The sequence below is a fragment of the Streptomyces sp. NPDC029836 genome (assembly GCF_055574495.1).
The window spans coordinates 699,158-715,041 of sequence record NZ_JBVHZI010000002.1 but is presented as its reverse complement, the minus strand read 5'-3'; the positions used below and the strand labels follow the sequence as shown (position 1 = coordinate 715,041).

The window sequence follows — 15,884 nt, the reverse complement described above, 5'->3', positions numbered from 1 at the left end:
ATCGGGAGCTTCATGAAGCCTCATGGAGCGCCACAGACCTTCGCGCAGCGGGGAGACCACCGTGACCAGTCGGGACAGCCTCATCGGCCCGCAGGGAGAGCCGGACGAGCCGGACGAGCCGGGCGAGCTCGACCACCTGGACCCGCTGGGTCCGGTCCGCGATCCCCACGAACCGGGCTGCGACGTCTACCTCACCGGCACCGTCTTCCTCGACATCATCTTCACCGGCCTCGACTCCGCCCCGGTGCGCGGTACGGAGTCCTGGGCGCGCGGCATGGGCTCCAGCCCCGGCGGCGTCGCCAACATGGCCACCGCGCTGGCCCGGCTCGGCCTGCGGACCTCCCTCGCCGCCGCCTTCGGCGACGACCACTACGGCGAGTACTGCTGGGACGCGCTCGAACAGGGTGAGGGCATCGACCTCGCCATGTCGCGGACCATCCCCGGCTGGCACAGCCCCGTCACCGTCTCGATGGCCTACGAGGGCGAGCGCACGATGGTCTCCCACGGCCACGAGGCCCCGCCCCCCGCCGGATCCGGGGCCGTCCCCCGCTGCCCCCCTAAGGCCCGGGCGGCCGTGGCCTCGCTGGCCGCCGGGCCGGGGGAGCCGTGGATCGCCGAGGCCGCCCGGCGCGGCTCGCGGATCTTCGCGGACGTGGGCTGGGACGAGACCGGGCGCTGGGACCTGGGCGCCCTCACCGATCTGGAGCACTGCGAGGCCTTCCTCCCCAACGCGGGCGAGGCGATGCGCTACACCCGGACCGAGTGTCCGCGCGCCGCCGCCCGGGCGCTCGCCGAGAAGGTGCCGGTGGCGGTGGTGACGATGGGCTCCGAGGGCTCGTACGCGGTCGACTCCCGGACCGGGGAGACCGCCGAGGTGCCCGCGATCACGGTGGACGCCCTGGACCCCACCGGCGCGGGGGACGTGTACGTCGCCGGGTTCGTCACCGGCAGCCTGGCCGGGTGGCCGCTGGCCGACCGGCTGGCCTTCGCCGGGCTGACGGCCGCCCTGTCCGTCCAGGAGTTCGGCGGCTCCCTCTCCGCGCCGGGCTGGCCGGAAGTGGCCCACTGGTGGCGCGCGGCCCCGGACCCGCTGCGGGAGCGGTACGGCTTCCTGGACGCACTGGTGCCCCCCGGTGCCACCCCTTCGCCGCGCCGCCGCGCCGTCCCGACGATCGGGTTCAAGCACCCCGTGTGACCGTACGCCCGTTTCCGACGCGGCCCAGCCGGAAAACCCCTCGGGGAAGCGAGGTCGTGGACGTACCCTTGGTACTCCGGAGGTCGGCGATCCGCGCGACCCTTCAGTGGGAGGTATGCGCAGGCCACAGTGCCGGCCCATGACTCAGACACCGACAGGCCACACCCCCGCGCCGGGTCAGGCGCGCGCCCACTTCACGGTTCCGGCCACCCACCCCATGGTGACGGTGCTCGGTTCCGGCGACGCCCTGCTGCGCGTGATCGAGAGGGCTTTCCCGAAGGCCGACATCCACGTGCGGGGCAATCAGGTCAGCGCGGTGGGTGAAGCGGCGGAAGTCGCACTCATCCAGCGCTTGTTCGACGAGATGATGCTGGTGCTCCGCACCGGGCAGCCGATGACGGAGGACGCAGTGGAACGCTCGATCGGCATGCTCCGGGCCAACGGCTCGGGAGGCGGCGAGGACGAGACCCCCGCCGAGGTGCTCACGCAGAACATCCTCTCCAGCCGCGGCCGGACGATCCGCCCCAAGACGCTCAACCAGAAACGGTACGTCGACGCGATCGACAAGAACACGATCGTCTTCGGCATCGGCCCCGCCGGTACCGGCAAGACCTACCTCGCCATGGCGAAGGCGGTCCAGGCGCTGCAGTCCAAGCAGGTCAGCCGGATCATCCTGACCCGCCCCGCCGTCGAGGCCGGCGAGCGCCTCGGCTTCCTGCCCGGCACCCTGTTCGACAAGATCGACCCGTACCTGCGGCCGCTCTACGACGCCCTGCACGACATGATCGACCCGGACTCCATCCCCCGCCTGATGGCGGCCGGAACGATCGAGGTGGCACCCCTGGCATATATGCGGGGTCGCACCCTTAATGAGGCTTTTGTCGTTCTCGACGAGGCGCAGAACACCACCACCGAGCAGATGAAGATGTTCCTGACCCGGCTCGGCTTCGATTCGAAGATCGTGGTCACCGGGGACGTGACGCAGGTCGACCTGCCGGGTGGCGCCCGTAGCGGTCTGCGGCAGGTGCAGGACATCCTCGAAGGCCTGCCCGACATCCACTTCTCGCGGCTCACGTCCGAGGATGTCGTCCGCCACAAGCTGGTCGGCCGTATCGTCGACGCGTACGAGAAGTACGACGACAGCCAGCAGGCCACGAACGGCCACCAGCGGAAGTAGAGCTCAGCGCACCATGTCGATCGACGTCAACAACGAGTCCGGAACCGAGGTCGACGAGCAGGCGATCCTCGACATCGCCCGCTACGCGCTCACCCGGATGCGGATCCACCCGCTCTCCGAGCTCTCCGTCATCGTCATCGACGAGGACGCCATGGAGCAGCTCCACATCCAGTGGATGGACCTGCCCGGCCCGACCGACGTCATGTCCTTCCCGATGGACGAACTGCGTCCGCCGACGAAGGACGACGAGGAGCCCCCGCAGGGGCTCCTCGGCGACATCGTGCTGTGCCCCGAAGTGGCGAAGAAGCAGGGCGAGGACGCCCCGACGCAGCACTCCATGGACGAGGAGCTCCAACTCCTCACCGTCCACGGAGTGCTGCACCTCCTCGGGTACGACCACGAGGAGCCGGACGAGAAGGCCGAGATGTTCGGCCTCCAGGCGGCCATCGTCGACGGCTGGCGCGGTGAACGCGGCGTGACCGGCCCGTCCCCGGCCCCGACCGTCTCGTGAACGCCCCCCAGCTGATCACGGGAGCGGTCCTGCTGGTGGTGGTGGCCTGGTTCGCGGCGTGCGCCGAGTCCGGGATCGCCCGCGTCTCCAGCTTCCGCGCCGAGCAGGCCGTACGGGAGAACCGGCGCGGCAGCGCGAAGCTCGCCCAGGTCACCGGCGACCCCACCCGCTACGTCAACGTGGCGCTACTGGTGCGCGTCACCTGCGAGATGGCGGCGGGCGTGCTCGTCACGTACGTCTGCCTCGACGAGTTCGGCGAGAACTGGACGGCGCTGTTCGTCGCCATCGGCGTGATGGTGCTGGTCTCCTACGTCGCGGTCGGCGTGTCCCCGCGCACCATCGGCCGCCAGCACCCGCTGAACACCGCGACGGCGGCCGCGTACGTCCTCGTACCGCTCGCCCGGATCATGGGGCCGATCCCGCAACTGCTGATCCTCATCGGCAACGCGCTCACGCCGGGCAAGGGATTCCGCAAGGGGCCGTTCGCCTCCGAGGCGGAGCTGCGCGCGATGGTGGACCTCGCGGAGAAGGAATCGCTGATCGAGGACGACGAGCGCCGGATGGTGCACCAGGTCTTCGAGTTGGGCGACACCCTCGTGCGCGAGGTGATGGTGCCGCGCACCGACCTGGTCTGCATAGAGCGGTACAAGACGGTCCGTCAGGCCACCACGCTCGCCCTGCGGTCCGGTTTCTCGCGGATCCCCGTCACCGGGGAGAACGAGGACGACATCGTCGGGATCGTCTACCTGAAGGACCTCGTCCGCAAGACCCACATCAGCCGGGAGGCGGAGACCGACCTGGTCTCCACGGCGATGCGGCAGGCGGTGTTCGTGCCGGACACGAAGAACGCCGGTGACCTGCTGCGCGAGATGCAGTCGGTGCGCAACCACGTGGCCGTGGTCATCGACGAGTACGGCGGCACGGCCGGGATCGTCACCATCGAGGACATCCTGGAGGAGATCGTCGGCGAGATCACCGACGAGTACGACCGCGAACTGCCGCCCGTCGAGGACCTGGGTGGTGACCGCTACCGGGTCACCGCGCGGCTGGACATCACCGACCTCGGCGAGTTGTTCGGGGCGTTGGCCTTCGACGACGAGGACGTGGAGACGGTCGGCGGGCTGCTGGCGAAGGCGCTGGGCCGGGTGCCGATCGCGGGTGCCTCGGCGATGGTCGACCTGCCGGACGGGCGCCCGCTGCGGCTGACGGCCGAATCCCCGGCGGGCCGCCGGAACAAAATCGTGACGGTGCTGGTCGAGCCGGTGCCGCCAGCGGCGGCCGACGGGGAGCAGGGCGAATGACGCCCGCCGAACTGCGCGAATGCTGCCTGGGCTTCAACGCGGCGGTCGAGGAGTTCCCGTTCACCCCGGAGACCTCGGTGTTCAAGGTGCTGGGCAAGGTGTTCGCGCTGAGCGCGCTGGACGCGGAGCCGCTGAAGGTCAACCTCAAGTGCGAGCCCGAGTTGGCGGTGCGCCAACGCGAGGAGCACGAGGCGATCGTGCCGGGTTGGCACATGAACAAGCGGCACTGGAACACGGTCACCGTGGGCGGTCTGCCGGACGCGCTGGTGCGCGAGCTGGTGGAGGACTCGTACGACCTGGTCGTCGCGGGGCTCCCGAAGGCGGAGCGGCTGCGGCTCGACCGGCCGTGAGCCGACCCGCTCGGGTCCGTGGGCGGGGCCGGTCGTAGGGCCCCGCCCGCGCTCTCCCTATGCTTTCGACCATGACGGAGAGCACGGGCATCGACCCCGAGGACACCAAGATCATCACGCTGGCCCGCAGTGCCCGCGCCCGCAACGGGGTGCCCGAGGGGGCGGCCGTGCGCGACGAGACCGGCCGGACGTACGTCGCCGGGACGGTGGCGCTGGACTCCCTGCGGCTGAGCGCGCTGCGGACGGCGGTCGCGATGGCCGTGGCGAGCGGGGCGCGGTCGCTGGAGGCGGCGGCCGTGGTGACGGAGGCCGGGGCTCCGGCGGAGGCCGATCGCGCCGCCGTCGCGGACCTGGGCGGCCCGGACACCCCGATCCTCCTGGCGGCCCCGGACGGCACCCTCCAGTCGACCACCCCGGCCGGCGCCCCGGCCTGACCCGCCGCAGCGGCCTGGGGCTCCGCCCCCGCGGCCGGGGGTTCCGCCCCCGCCCGGACCCCGCGCCTCAATCGCCGGCGCGGCTGGGTTTGCGGGTCCGGTTCGGCGGCTTGGGGGGCGTCGGGCGCCGGTCCCCTGGGGCTCCGCCCCAGACCCCGCGCCTCAAACGCCGGCGGGGCTGAGGTCGCCTCAAACGCCGGCGGGGCTGAGGTTGCTTCAACCGGAGGCGGGGCTGAGGTTGTTTCAAGCGTCGGCGGGCTGAGGTTGCCCCAAGCGTCGGCGGGGCCGAGCTCGCTTCAACCGGCAGCGGGGCTGAGGTGGCCTCAAGCGTCGGGCGGGGCTGGATGGGGCGGGTTGGTCTGCCGGAGCGGCTGCCGAGTCCTGGTCGGGGCGGGGCGGGGCAGAGTCGCAGGCGGGGGGTTGCGCCCCGGTCGGGGTCGGGGACGGGGTGGGGTGTCGGCCGGGGCTAAAACGTGATTTGTTGGCGCGCGGTGCCGCCCCGCAAACGAAGCTGCGGACAGGGCGCCATAAATCATGCCCGCCCCGGACGACACCCCACCCCGGCCCCGGCCCCGACCCACCCCGCAGCCCCCTGGGCCGGCAGCCGCCCACCCGCAGCCCCCCGCCCCCCAGCCTCACCCCGTCGCCCCGGACGGGCGGCCGTGGCCCCGTCCGATGACCATCGCCATCAGGGCCGCCATCGCGCACAGGCCGCCCGACGCGTACCAGACGAGGTCGTACGAGCCGAAGACGTCGCGGGCCACCCCGCCCAGGAAGGCGACCAGCGCCGCGCCCACCTGGTGCGAGGCCAGGACGCAGCCGAAGACGATCGCGCTGTCCTCCCCGTAGTGCTCCCGGCACAGGGCGATCGTCGGCGGCACGGTCGCCACCCAGTCCAGCCCGTAGAAGACGATGAAGAACACCATCGGCGGGTGCACCGACGGCGCGAGCAACATCGGCAGGAAGAGCAGCGAGATCCCCCGCAGCGCGTAGTACACCGCCAACAGCCGCCGCGCCTCGAAGCGATCCGTGAACCAGCCGGAGGCGATCGTCCCGACGACGTCGAACACCCCGATCACCGCCAGCAACCCGGCCGCCGCCGTCACCGGCATGCCGTGATCGTGCGCGGCCGGCACGAAGTGCGTCCTGACCAGCCCGTTCGTCGACGCGCCGCAGATCGCGAAGGTACCGGCCAACAGCCAGAACGGCCCCGTCCGCGCCGCCGCGAACAGCACCGTCACCGCCCGCCGCGCCGCGCCCGCCACCGGCGCCGGCTTCGGCGCGTACACGCCCCCGTACGGCGCGAGCCCCACATCGGCGGGGTGGTCGCGCAGCAGCAGCCACACGAACGGGACGACGGCCAGCGCCGCGAGCGACACGGTGACGGTCGCCGGGCGCCATCCGTGGTGTTCGACCATCCAGGACAGCAGCGGCAGGAAGACCAGCTGCCCGGAGGCGCCCGCCGCCGTCAGGATCCCGGTCACCAGACCGCGCCGCGCGGTGAACCACCGGTTGGTGACGGTCGCCGCGAAGGCCAGGGCCATCGAGCCGCTGCCGAGCCCGACCAGGACGCCCCAGTACAGGACCAGCTGCCAGGGCCGCGTCATCCACACCGTCGCCACCGATCCGCCGGCGATGACGGTGAGGGCCAGGGCGACGACCTTGCGGATCCCGAAGCGGTCCATCAGCGCGGCGGCGAACGGCGCGGTGAGCCCGTACAGGGCGAGGTTGACGGAGACGGCGAAGCCGATCGTGCCGCGCGACCATTCGAACTCCGCGTGCAGCGGCTCGATGAGCAGGCTCGGCAGGGAGCTGAACGCGGCGGCGCCGATGATCGTCACGAAGGCCACGGCCGCCGCGTACCAGGCGCGGTGGATGCGGCCGGCCCGGCGCTGGGCCGGCGGATCTTCCGCGGGGGAGGTGGAGGTGGGTGCTGTCTGCGTCACCCCGTCAGCTTCCGGCGGCTCCGCACCTGCCGACAGTGGCCTGACTGTCACCCTTCGGTACGATCGGGCCATGGAGCCGAATCCGCGGGCCCACCGCGTCGTCGTCCTCGCCCTCGCCGGGCTGCTGCCCTTCGAGCTGGGGATCCCGCACCGGATCTTCGGCCGGGCCAAGGACCCGGCCGGACGGCCGCTGTACGAGATCCTCACCTGCGGGCTCGCGTCCGGCCCGGTGTCCACCGATGCCGACTTCGCCGTCCACGTCGCGCACGGCCCGGAGCTGTTGGCCACGGCCGACACGGTGGTGGTGCCCGCCTCGTACGAGCTGGGTCCGGTGCACGAGTTCGGGGTGCTGACCGAGGAACTCGCGGCCGCCCTCGCGCACATCCGACCCGGCACCCGGCTCGTCTCGATCTGCACCGGCGGCTACGTCCTGGCCGCCGCCGGCCACCTGGACGGTCGGCCCGCCACCACCCACTGGGCCTCCGCCGAGCACTTCCAGCGGCTCTTCCCCGCCGTCCGCGTCGACCCGGGCGTGCTCTACACCGACGACGGGGACGTGCTCACCTCCGCCGGCGTGGCCGCCGGGATCGACCTGTGCCTGCACATCGTGCGCCGCGACCACGGCGTGGCCGTCGCCAACGACGTGGCCCGGCGGACCGTCGTACCGCCCCACCGGGAGGGCGGTCAGGCGCAGTTCGTGGACCGGCCGCTGCCCGAGCCGCGGCAGGCCTCCACCACGGCGGCCCGCGCCCGGCTGCTGGACCGGCTGCACGAACCGCTGCGCCTGAGCGACCTGGCCCGGCAGGAGGCCGTGTCCGTACGGACCTTCACGCGCCGGTTCCGGGAGGAATGCGGGGTCAGCCCGGGGGAGTGGATCACCGGTCGGCGGGTCGAGCGGGCCCGGCGGCTGCTGGAGCGGACGGAGCTGTCGATGGAGCAGATCGCCCGGGAGGCGGGCTTCGGCACGGCCCAGTCGCTGCGCAAGCACGTCCAGGCGGCCCTGGGCGTGAGCCCGACGGCGTACCGGCGCACCTTCCGCCCGGCGGCCGAGGGCGCCGCGGCCGCGGCCCCCGCCGGCGGCACGCGGACCGTCACCCTGCCGTCTTCTGATGGCCCATCAGACGCTGCGGGATCCGTGCATTGACTTCTGCCGCCACCCGCTCGTGAATGGCCCCCTGTCGGGGCGACGGAACGCAGGGGGCGGGCAGTGCGAACAGGCGCGCGCAGCAGGAGACGATCGGCGGCCGTCGGCATGGCGGTACTCGCGGCGGTGACCGGGGGAGCGTTGAGCGCACCGGCCGCCGCCGTGGGGGAAACGCCCCCCGGGCAGGTGGAGTTCCCCGCGCACTGCCTGCCGCCGCAGGAAGCCGGCCGTCCGCCGGCGGACGGCCCCACCACGGCCCGGATCACCGTCGACGACCCGGCGCCGCGCGTGGGCGACACGGTGACGGTGACCTACCAGGTGGCCGCGACCCCGGCCGTGAACCCGCTCCCCTCCGAACTGCCCGCCGACGTGCTCACCCCCACCGGACGGGTCCTGCTCGGCGGTGCGCAGAGCGGCGAGGTCACCGTCACCGGCGCCCAACGCAACGAACCGGTGCCGCCCGGCGGGGCCCTGCCGGCCGTGACCATGACCGGTACCTTCACCGTCACCGCACCCGGCGCGATCACCCTCACCCCGGGTTCCTACACCCTGCGCACCGGCCACCTCCTGGACCTGTCCACGCTCTGCACCGCCGGCCCGGGCACCCCGGTCTCCGAGCGCCTCACCGCGACCCCGCTGCCCACCGCCAACCTGCGCCGCCTCACCCTCACCACCGCCTACGGAACCCCGGGCGCCCGCGTCGAGGTCACCGGCGCGGGCTTCGCCCCCGGCGCCGCCGTGACCGTGGCCGGCCGGGCGGGCGCCGCCGAGACGGCCGACCGGGTCGCCGCCACCGCCGACCGGCGGGGGGAGCTGGTCGCGTGGCTGCCCCTGACGGACCGGGCGACCACGGGGGTGGTCGCGTACGAGGGGACCGCCTGGTCGGCGCCGTTGGGCAGCGCCCCGGCCGCCTACACCGTGGTCGCGCCCGCCCCGCCGGCGGCGCCGCTCCCGGCGCCGCTGACCCGGCAGGTGACGGCCACCGTCGAGCGGGGCACCCTCGCCATGAGCCAGGCGGGCGAGTCGGTGACCCTGGGCGCGGTCCCGTACGGGGACGGCGGTGCGGCCCCCGGCCGGATCGGCACCGTCACCGTCAAGGACGCCCGGGGCGGGCCCGCGGGATGGTCGCTGGTCGGGAAGGTCACCGACTTCGCCGGTCCGGGCGGCGTGCGCATCCCCGGCGCCTCGCTGTCCTGGACCCCGACGTGCACGGCCGCCGAGGGCAGTCCCGGCGCGTGCGCCGCGGGCAGCGCCGGCGTGGTCGGTCCGGACGGGGCCGTGCTCGCCTCCACGGCGGACGCCCCGGTAGCGGGCGGCACCTTCACGGTGGACGCCGGCGTCTCCCTCCAGGTGCCGCCCTACACCCCGCCGGGCGCGTACACGGCGGTCCTGACGCTGACCCTGTCGTGACCCCCGACCGTCACCCGGCCGCCGCGGCCCGGGCCGTGCGGGTCGCGCTGGTCGGCGCGGCCCTCGTCCTGCTGGGTTGGTCCGGACCCGCCGCCGCCGCGGACAACGGCCGGTGGTCCGTCCTGCCCGCCGCCACCACCGTCGGGCAGCGCCCCTACTTCTACCTGTCCGCCGCACCCGGCGCGGAGGTGCGGGACACCGTCACCGTCGCGAACCGCACCGACCGGCCCCGCACCTTCCTGCTGTACGCCGCCGACGCCCACAACACCGCCCGCGACGGCGGCTTCGCCCTGCGCGGCCCCGACGAGCCGCGGCGGGGCGCCGGCGCCTGGACCCGGCTCGCGCGGGAGCGGATCACCGTACCCGCCGGCGGCACCGCGGACGTGCCCTTCACCGTCGCCGTACCCGACCGGGCCGAGCCGGGGGACCACCCCGGCGCCGTGGTCGCCGTCGAGGACGGGCCCGCCACCCCCGCCGGCGGCGGGATCGGCGTCCGGCAGGCCGTCGCCGCCCGCCTCTACCTGAGGGTGACGGGACCCACCGCCCCCGCCCTCGCCGTCCAGGACGTCCGGGTCACGGGCGGCGGCTCCGGCGCGGTGGTCACGTACACCCTGCACAACCTCGGCAACGTGACGTTGCGCCCCCGAGCCACCCTCACCGCCTCCGGTTTCCTCGGTCGGAACCTGCTGCGGCGCGAGCTCACCGCCCTGCCGGCCGAACTGCTCCCCGGGACGCGGGTCACCCTCACCGCCCGCTGGGACGACCCGCCCGACCTGGAGTGGAGTCGCCTGACGGTGCGCGCCGAGGGCGGGGGAGCGAGCGCCCGGGGCGCCGCCGACCACGCCGCGCACCCCCGGCTGACGGTCGCCCTGACCCTCGCTTCGGCCCTCGTGGCGGTGGCCTGGTCGGCGCTGGGAGCCGCATCGGGGAGAATGGCCCGTATGAGCGATCGTTCCCCCGAGCCCACCGCCCCGCACCGCGCGGGCTTCGCATGCTTCGTCGGCCGCCCCAACGCGGGCAAGTCGACCCTGACCAACGCGCTCGTGGGCACCAAGGTCGCGATCACCTCCAACCGGCCGCAGACCACGCGCCACACCGTCCGCGGCATCGTGCACCGCCCCGACGCGCAGCTCGTCCTGGTCGACACACCGGGCCTGCACAAGCCGCGCACCCTGCTCGGCGAGCGCCTGAACGACGTCGTGAGGGCCACCTGGTCCGAGGTCGACGTCATCGGCTTCTGCCTGCCCGCCGACCAGAAGCTCGGCCCCGGCGACAAGTTCATCGTCAAGGAGCTCGCGGGGATCAAGAAGACCCCCAAGATCGCCATCATCACCAAGACCGACCTGGTCGAGTCCAAGGCGCTGGCGGAACAGCTCCTCGCCGTGCACCAGCTCGCCGCCGAGCTCGGTTTCGAGTGGGCCGAGATCGTGCCCGTCTCCGCCGTCGGCGACAGCCAGGTCCAGCTGCTGGCCGACCTGATCGCGCCGCTGCTGCCGGAGAGCCCGCCGCTGTACCCGGAGGGCGACCTCACCGACGAGCCCGAGATGGTGATGGTCGCCGAGCTCATCCGCGAGGCCGCGCTGGAAGGCGTGCGCGACGAGCTGCCGCACTCCATCGCCGTCGTGGTCGAGGAGATGATCCCCCGGGAGAACCGCCCGGCGGACCGTCCGCTGCTCGACATCCACGCCAACGTCTACATCGAGCGTCCGAGCCAGAAGGGCATCATCATCGGCCCGAAGGGCTCGCGCCTGAAGGAGGTCGGCATGAAGTCGCGCAAGCACATCGAGGCGCTGCTCGGCACGCCGGTCTTCCTGGACCTGCACGTGAAGGTCGCCAAGGACTGGCAGCGCGACCCCAAGCAGCTGCGCAAGCTCGGCTTCTGACCCCCCGGCGCCGCTGCCGCCGCGCGGTCCGCGGCGACGCGTCGTCCGCCGTCCGGGTCCGGACCCGCCTTCGGGCCGGGTCCGGACCCGTTCGCGTACCGGCCCGCTTCCCGTCCTCGCCGGCCCGCCCCGCCTTACGCCCCGCGTTACGCCGGGGGTTCCGCGATCATGGCCGTGCCCACCCGGCGGAACCCGGCGCGGCCGTAGATCCGGGCCACGTCCTCGTCGCCGGCCGACAGGAACACCGTCCCCGCGCCGCGCTCGCGGGCCTGCGCCACCAGCGCCGCCGTCACCCCGAGGGCCAGGCCCTGCCGACGGACGGCGGGCAGGGTGCCCACCCCCACGATCTCGGCGACGTCCCCGACCGGGTTGAACTGGCCCGAGCACAGCACCACGCCGTCCCGGACGGCCGCCGCCATCCCCGTGCGGCCCGACGCGAGCAGTTGCGCGACGAAGGCGCGGCGCTGTTCCACGCCCGGATCCGCCAGCGCGCCGGCCAGTTCGGCGGGGCCGGCTTCGCCGAGCGCGGTGCCGGGTGCGGAGAAGGCCAGCGCGGGCACCGTCACCGCCGCCGCGAGCAACGGGTCGTCCGCGCCGAGGACCCGTACGTCCGGATGCGGCGGGGGAGGCGTCGCGTCGGCCTCCAGGACCATGAGGGGGTGCGCGTGGACGTGCAGGCCCGCCGCCTCCACCGCGGCCCGCAGGGCGGGGCTGTTTTCGGCCACCCATTCGAAGGCCTCGGGCACCTTCAGTTCCCGCTGTCGCTCCCGTACCCGCTCCACGTCCGCCGCGGTGGCGTCCGGGGCGCCGGGCGCGGGGCGCGCGTAGTACTGCCAGCCGTCACCCTCCTGTACGAAGAGGGTCAGCGGTCCGAAGTCCTCGCCGCGGGCCCCGCCCCGGCGGGGGACGCCGTCGTAGTACCGCTCCAGCGCTGTCAGGATCATGTCGGTCATCCGGACATCCAAGCGCACGGGGCCGGACCGGGCATCCGGGTTTCAGGCGCCCTCCTTCAGCACCCGCGAGACCAGGTTCCGCTGGGCCTCGGAGAGGTGGGGGTCCTGGCAGGACACCGTCCGCCCGTCCACCGTGATCCGGTACGAGAACCCGTCCCGGACGCCCCTCGCGTCCTGCGGGCCCGCCGGGTCGGGCCGCAGGGCGAGCAGGGCCAGCGCCCGCCACTCGTCCTCGTCGGACCGGCCCGAGGTGTCCACCTCGGCCCGGCGCTCGATGCCCGCGAAACCGCCCGTCCTGACCACCTGGATGCGCATGGGGAGCGTCCTACCCCGCCGCCGGGACGCCTACCGTCGCCCAGGCCTTCTGCAGCGCCCGGTGTTCGGCGCCGCCGTCCCCGAAGCGGGTGACCGCCGCCGCCACCGACAGCCGGGCGAAGTCGGCGAAGTCGGCCCGCTCCGTGAGCTCCCCGCCGGTCAGGGTGTCGTACCAGATCTGTCCGGCCCGCTCCCAGGCCCGGCCGCCCAGTTCCGTCGCCGCGATGCAGAAGGCGTGGTTGGGGATGCCGGAGTTGATGTGGACGCCCCCGTTGTCGCGCGAGGTGACCACGTAGTCGTCCATCGTCGCCGGCTGCGGGTCCTTGCCGAGCTCGTCGTCGTCGTACGCGGTCCCCGGCGCCCGCATCGACCGCAGGGCGACGCCGGTGACGTTCGGGCCGAGCAGGCCGGCGCCGATCAGCCAGTCGGCCTCGTCGGCGTTCTGGCCGAGGGTGTACTGCTTGATCAGGGAGCCGAAGACGTCCGACATGGACTCGTTGAGGGCGCCCGACTGGCCGTGGTAGTCGAGGTTGGCCGTGTACTGGGTGACGCCGTGGGCCAACTCGTGTCCGATGACGTCCACGGCGACGGTGAAGTCGAGGAACAGGTCGCCGTCCCCGTCGCCGAAGACCATCTGCCGGCCGTCCCAGAACGCGTTGTTGTAGTCCTCGCCGTAGTGCACGGTCGCGTCGAGCGGGAGCCCGCCATCGTCGATGGAGCGACGGCCGAAGCCCTGGAGGAAGAGGTCGAACGTCGCCCCGAGGCCGGCGTAGGCCCGGTTCACGGTGGCGTCGCGGCCCGGCTCGTCGCCCTCGCCGCGGACCATGGTCCCGGGCAGCCGGGTGCGGTGCCCGGCGTCGTAGACGGTCCGCCGGGGTGTGTCGCTACCGGGTGCGGCCGCGGTGGGGACGATGCCCCGGACGGTGCTGATGCGCCGCCGGGTCCGCAGGAAGGCGTCCTGCTCCAGGGTGCGCTGGGCGGCGTCGGCGCGGGCGGCGTCGGCCGAGCGGGCGGCCTTGTCGAGCAGGTGCGGGGGCACCACGGTGCAGAAGACGGGGTGGTGGCGGGTGTGGCCTGGGGAAAGGGGGGCGCTCATGACCGCAATGTGGCAGTCCGTAATGGCTCTGTCACTAGCTGCAACCATGATTCATTCTCTTGTCTGAAAGCGGCCGCGCCGCGTTGACGGATCGCCCGGACATCGGACCGCGGACACCACCAAATAAGAGAAATACCTCATGAAGGGTACAAATCGGACCCTCGGGTCTTGCATACTGAACAGGTCCTCGCGATACGGCGCGGCTCGGATAGGCTCGGTCCATCATGCGTTTCGGGCTGCTTCTCCTTAGCTGCCGCGGCGAGGGTCTGTAGTCGTAGGCCGGCCCCCTCCCCGCGGAGTTTGGTGTTGCGGTTTTCACGACCGCCCGTCGGCCGTCCCAGCGAACTACACGCGGACACGCGAGGAGCCCAACGCCATGAGCCAGCAGCCTTTTGTCGGTCGCCCCACGCCCATCACGAACGCGACCCACACCCAGAAGCCCTCCGGCATGCCGATCCACAAGTACGGCTTCTACGAGCAGGTCGAGATCCCGGACCGCACCTGGCCGAACGCCCGCGTCACCAAGGCCCCGCGCTGGCTGTCCACCGACCTGCGCGACGGCAACCAGTCGCTGATCGACCCGATGACCCCCGCCCGCAAGCGCGAGATGTTCGACCTGCTGGTGCGCATGGGCTACAAGGAGATCGAGGTCGGGTTCCCCTCCTCCGGCGACACCGACTTCGCCTTCGTGCGTTCGATCATCGAAGAGGGCGCGATCCCGGACGACGTCACCATCTCCGTACTGACCCAGGCCCGCGAGGACCTGATCGAGCGGACCGTGGAGTCCCTGGTCGGCGCCCGCCGCGCCACCGTCCACCTGTACAACGCGACCGCCCCGACCTTCCGCCGGGTCGTCTTCCGCGGCTCCAAGGAACAGATCAAGCAGATCGCCGTCGACGGCACGCGCCTGGTCATGGAGTACGCCGAGAAGCTGCTGGGCCCCGAGACGGTCTTCGGCTACCAGTACAGCCCGGAGATCTTCACCGACACCGAGCTGGACTTCGCGCTGGACGTCTGCGAGGCCGTCTGCGACGTCTGGCAACCGGCCGAGGGCCGCGAGATCATCCTGAACCTGCCCGCCACCGTGGAGCGTTCGACGCCCTCCACGCACGCGGACCGCTTCGAGTGGATGGCCCGCAACCTGACCCGCCGCGAGCACGTCTGCATCTCCGTCCACCCGCACAACGACCGCGGCACCGCCGTCGCCGCCGCCGAGCTGGCCCTGATGGCCGGCGCCGACCGCGTCGAGGGCTGTCTGTTCGGGCAGGGCGAGCGCACCGGCAACGTCGACCTGATCACGCTGGGCATGAACCTGTTCTCGCAGGGCATCGACCCGCAGATCGACTTCTCGCAGATCGACGAGATCCGTCGCACGAGCGAGTACTGCAATCAGATGGAAGTGCACCCGCGCCACCCCTACGCGGGCGATCTGGTCTACACGGCCTTCTCCGGCTCCCACCAGGACGCCATCAAGAAGGGCTTCGACGCGATGGAGGCCGACGCGGCCGCGGCCGGCAAGACCGTCGACGACCTGGAGTGGGCGGTCCCGTACCTGCCCATCGACCCCAAGGACGTCGGCCGCTCCTACGAGGCCGTCATCCGCGTCAACTCGCAGTCCGGCAAGGGCGGCATCGCGTACGTCCTGAAGAACGACCACAAGCTGGACCTGCCGCGCCGCATGCAGATCGAGTTCTCCCGGATCATCCAGGCCAAGACCGACGCCGAGGGCGGCGAGGTCACCCCGAAGGCCATCTGGGACATCTTCTCGGACGAGTACCTGCCCAACCCCGAAAGCGCCGGGTCGCGTTGGGGTCGCATCCAGCTGCGCTCCGGTTCGACCGCCACCGACAAGGACGGCACGGACACGCTGACCGTCGAGGCCGTCGTGGACGGCGTCGAGGCCGTACTGAACGGCACCGGCAACGGTCCGATCTCGGCCTTCTTCGACGCGCTGGCCGGCATCGGGATCGACGCCCGCCTGCTGGACTACACCGAGCACACGATGAGTGAGGGCGCCTCCGCCGTGGCCGCCTCGTACATCGAGTGCGCGATCGACGGCCGCGTCCTGTGGGGCATCGGCATCGATGCGAACACCACCCGCGCCTCCCTGAAGGCGGTCATCTCCGCCGTCAACCGCGCGGGTCGCTGACCCACCCCGCCGGAGCCCCG

The 15,884-nt window shown here is 72.9% G+C and carries 14 protein-coding genes; 10 read left to right on the top strand and 4 right to left on the bottom strand.

What is annotated here, in order from left to right:
- Window positions 1-22 precede the first annotated feature (22 nt).
- The 6 genes from ACZ4XJ_RS09035 to ACZ4XJ_RS09010 all read left to right on the top strand — a co-directional run bounded on the left by ACZ4XJ_RS09035 (window position 23) and on the right by ACZ4XJ_RS09010 (window position 4,968).
- Window positions 23-1,195, top strand: coding sequence for a PfkB family carbohydrate kinase (locus ACZ4XJ_RS09035; RefSeq protein WP_468495740.1), 1,173 nt, complete (start codon window positions 23-25; stop codon window positions 1,193-1,195).
- Window positions 1,196-1,334: 139 nt separating this feature from the next.
- The gene (locus ACZ4XJ_RS09030; protein WP_362876762.1) at window positions 1,335-2,372 is read left to right on the top strand and encodes a PhoH family protein; all 1,038 of its coding nucleotides are present in this window, start codon (window positions 1,335-1,337) and stop codon (window positions 2,370-2,372) included.
- Between the two features lie 13 nt (window positions 2,373-2,385).
- Window positions 2,386-2,883, top strand: a complete 498-nt coding sequence (gene ybeY, locus ACZ4XJ_RS09025; protein WP_362876761.1) for an rRNA maturation RNase YbeY — start codon at window positions 2,386-2,388, stop codon at window positions 2,881-2,883.
- Window positions 2,880-4,184 (top strand): hemolysin family protein, encoded by a 1,305-nt coding sequence (locus tag ACZ4XJ_RS09020; protein ID WP_362876760.1) that lies wholly within the window; start codon window positions 2,880-2,882, stop codon window positions 4,182-4,184. The genes ybeY and ACZ4XJ_RS09020 overlap by 4 nt, the downstream gene beginning before the upstream one ends.
- Window positions 4,181-4,534: an MmcQ/YjbR family DNA-binding protein gene (locus tag ACZ4XJ_RS09015; RefSeq protein ID WP_468495739.1), complete on the top strand. Its 354-nt coding sequence runs from the start codon at window positions 4,181-4,183 to the stop codon at window positions 4,532-4,534. Before ACZ4XJ_RS09020 ends, ACZ4XJ_RS09015 begins: the two co-directional genes overlap by 4 nt.
- A 59-nt stretch (window positions 4,535-4,593) precedes the next feature.
- Window positions 4,594-4,968, top strand: coding sequence for a cytidine deaminase (locus tag ACZ4XJ_RS09010; protein WP_362876758.1), 375 nt, complete (start codon window positions 4,594-4,596; stop codon window positions 4,966-4,968).
- Window positions 4,969-5,603: 635 nt separating this feature from the next.
- On the opposite strand, the gene ACZ4XJ_RS09005 is transcribed toward ACZ4XJ_RS09010, so the two are convergent.
- Window positions 5,604-6,914, bottom strand: a complete 1,311-nt coding sequence (locus ACZ4XJ_RS09005; protein WP_468495738.1) for an MFS transporter — start codon at window positions 6,912-6,914, stop codon at window positions 5,604-5,606.
- Between the two features lie 70 nt (window positions 6,915-6,984).
- Here ACZ4XJ_RS09005 and ACZ4XJ_RS09000 point away from each other — a divergent pair, with 70 nt between their 5' ends.
- The 3 genes from ACZ4XJ_RS09000 to era all read left to right on the top strand — a co-directional run bounded on the left by ACZ4XJ_RS09000 (window position 6,985) and on the right by era (window position 11,351).
- Window positions 6,985-8,058, top strand: a complete 1,074-nt coding sequence (locus ACZ4XJ_RS09000) for a GlxA family transcriptional regulator (RefSeq protein WP_362878365.1) — start codon at window positions 6,985-6,987, stop codon at window positions 8,056-8,058.
- Between the two features lie 108 nt (window positions 8,059-8,166).
- On the top strand, window positions 8,167-9,468 hold the full coding sequence (locus tag ACZ4XJ_RS08995; protein WP_468495737.1) for a WxL domain-containing protein: 1,302 nt from the start codon (window positions 8,167-8,169) through the stop codon (window positions 9,466-9,468).
- A 932-nt stretch (window positions 9,469-10,400) separates the two neighbouring features.
- Window positions 10,401-11,351, top strand: a complete 951-nt coding sequence (era, locus tag ACZ4XJ_RS08990; protein WP_384003411.1) for a GTPase Era — start codon at window positions 10,401-10,403, stop codon at window positions 11,349-11,351.
- A gap of 146 nt (window positions 11,352-11,497) precedes the next feature.
- On the opposite strand, the gene ACZ4XJ_RS08985 is transcribed toward era, so the two are convergent.
- Genes ACZ4XJ_RS08985 through ACZ4XJ_RS08975 form a run of 3 tightly spaced genes read right to left on the bottom strand, consistent with a single transcriptional unit; the run spans window position 11,498 to window position 13,715 of the window.
- Window positions 11,498-12,304 carry a GNAT family N-acetyltransferase gene (locus ACZ4XJ_RS08985; protein WP_468495736.1) on the bottom strand — a complete coding sequence of 269 codons (807 nt, stop codon included), beginning with the start codon at window positions 12,302-12,304 and terminating at the stop codon, window positions 11,498-11,500.
- A 42-nt stretch (window positions 12,305-12,346) separates the two neighbouring features.
- Entirely contained in the window at window positions 12,347-12,619 is a 273-nt protein-coding gene (locus ACZ4XJ_RS08980) for a protealysin inhibitor emfourin (protein WP_362878359.1), read from the bottom strand.
- A gap of 10 nt (window positions 12,620-12,629) precedes the next feature.
- Entirely contained in the window at window positions 12,630-13,715 is a 1,086-nt protein-coding gene (locus ACZ4XJ_RS08975) for a M4 family metallopeptidase (RefSeq protein ID WP_468495735.1), read from the bottom strand.
- A gap of 376 nt (window positions 13,716-14,091) precedes the next feature.
- Between ACZ4XJ_RS08975 and leuA the strand changes: the two genes are divergently transcribed.
- On the top strand, window positions 14,092-15,864 hold the full coding sequence (gene leuA, locus ACZ4XJ_RS08970; protein ID WP_468495734.1) for a 2-isopropylmalate synthase: 1,773 nt from the start codon (window positions 14,092-14,094) through the stop codon (window positions 15,862-15,864).
- The last annotated feature ends 20 nt before the right edge of the window (window positions 15,865-15,884 follow it).

Excerpts from the sequence above, each read along its gene's own strand:
- ACZ4XJ_RS08980 (WP_362878359.1), bottom strand. The coding sequence starts at position 12,619 with ATGCGCATCCAGGTGGTCAGGACGGGCGGTTTCGCGGGCATCGAGCGC.
- ACZ4XJ_RS09010 (WP_362876758.1), top strand. The coding sequence starts at position 4,594 with ATGCTTTCGACCATGACGGAGAGCACGGGCATCGACCCCGAGGACACC.
- ACZ4XJ_RS09035 (WP_468495740.1), top strand. The coding sequence starts at position 23 with ATGGAGCGCCACAGACCTTCGCGCAGCGGGGAGACCACCGTGACCAGT.
- ACZ4XJ_RS09030 (WP_362876762.1), top strand. The coding sequence starts at position 1,335 with ATGACTCAGACACCGACAGGCCACACCCCCGCGCCGGGTCAGGCGCGC.
- ACZ4XJ_RS08985 (WP_468495736.1), bottom strand. The coding sequence starts at position 12,304 with ATGACCGACATGATCCTGACAGCGCTGGAGCGGTACTACGACGGCGTC.
- ACZ4XJ_RS08995 (WP_468495737.1), top strand. The coding sequence starts at position 8,167 with ATGGCGGTACTCGCGGCGGTGACCGGGGGAGCGTTGAGCGCACCGGCC.
- era (WP_384003411.1), top strand. The coding sequence starts at position 10,401 with ATGGCCCGTATGAGCGATCGTTCCCCCGAGCCCACCGCCCCGCACCGC.
- ACZ4XJ_RS09015 (WP_468495739.1), top strand. The coding sequence starts at position 4,181 with ATGACGCCCGCCGAACTGCGCGAATGCTGCCTGGGCTTCAACGCGGCG.
- leuA (WP_468495734.1), top strand. The coding sequence starts at position 14,092 with ATGAGCCAGCAGCCTTTTGTCGGTCGCCCCACGCCCATCACGAACGCG.
- ACZ4XJ_RS09000 (WP_362878365.1), top strand. The coding sequence starts at position 6,985 with ATGGAGCCGAATCCGCGGGCCCACCGCGTCGTCGTCCTCGCCCTCGCC.
- ybeY (WP_362876761.1), top strand. The coding sequence starts at position 2,386 with ATGTCGATCGACGTCAACAACGAGTCCGGAACCGAGGTCGACGAGCAG.
- ACZ4XJ_RS08975 (WP_468495735.1), bottom strand. The coding sequence starts at position 13,715 with ATGAGCGCCCCCCTTTCCCCAGGCCACACCCGCCACCACCCCGTCTTC.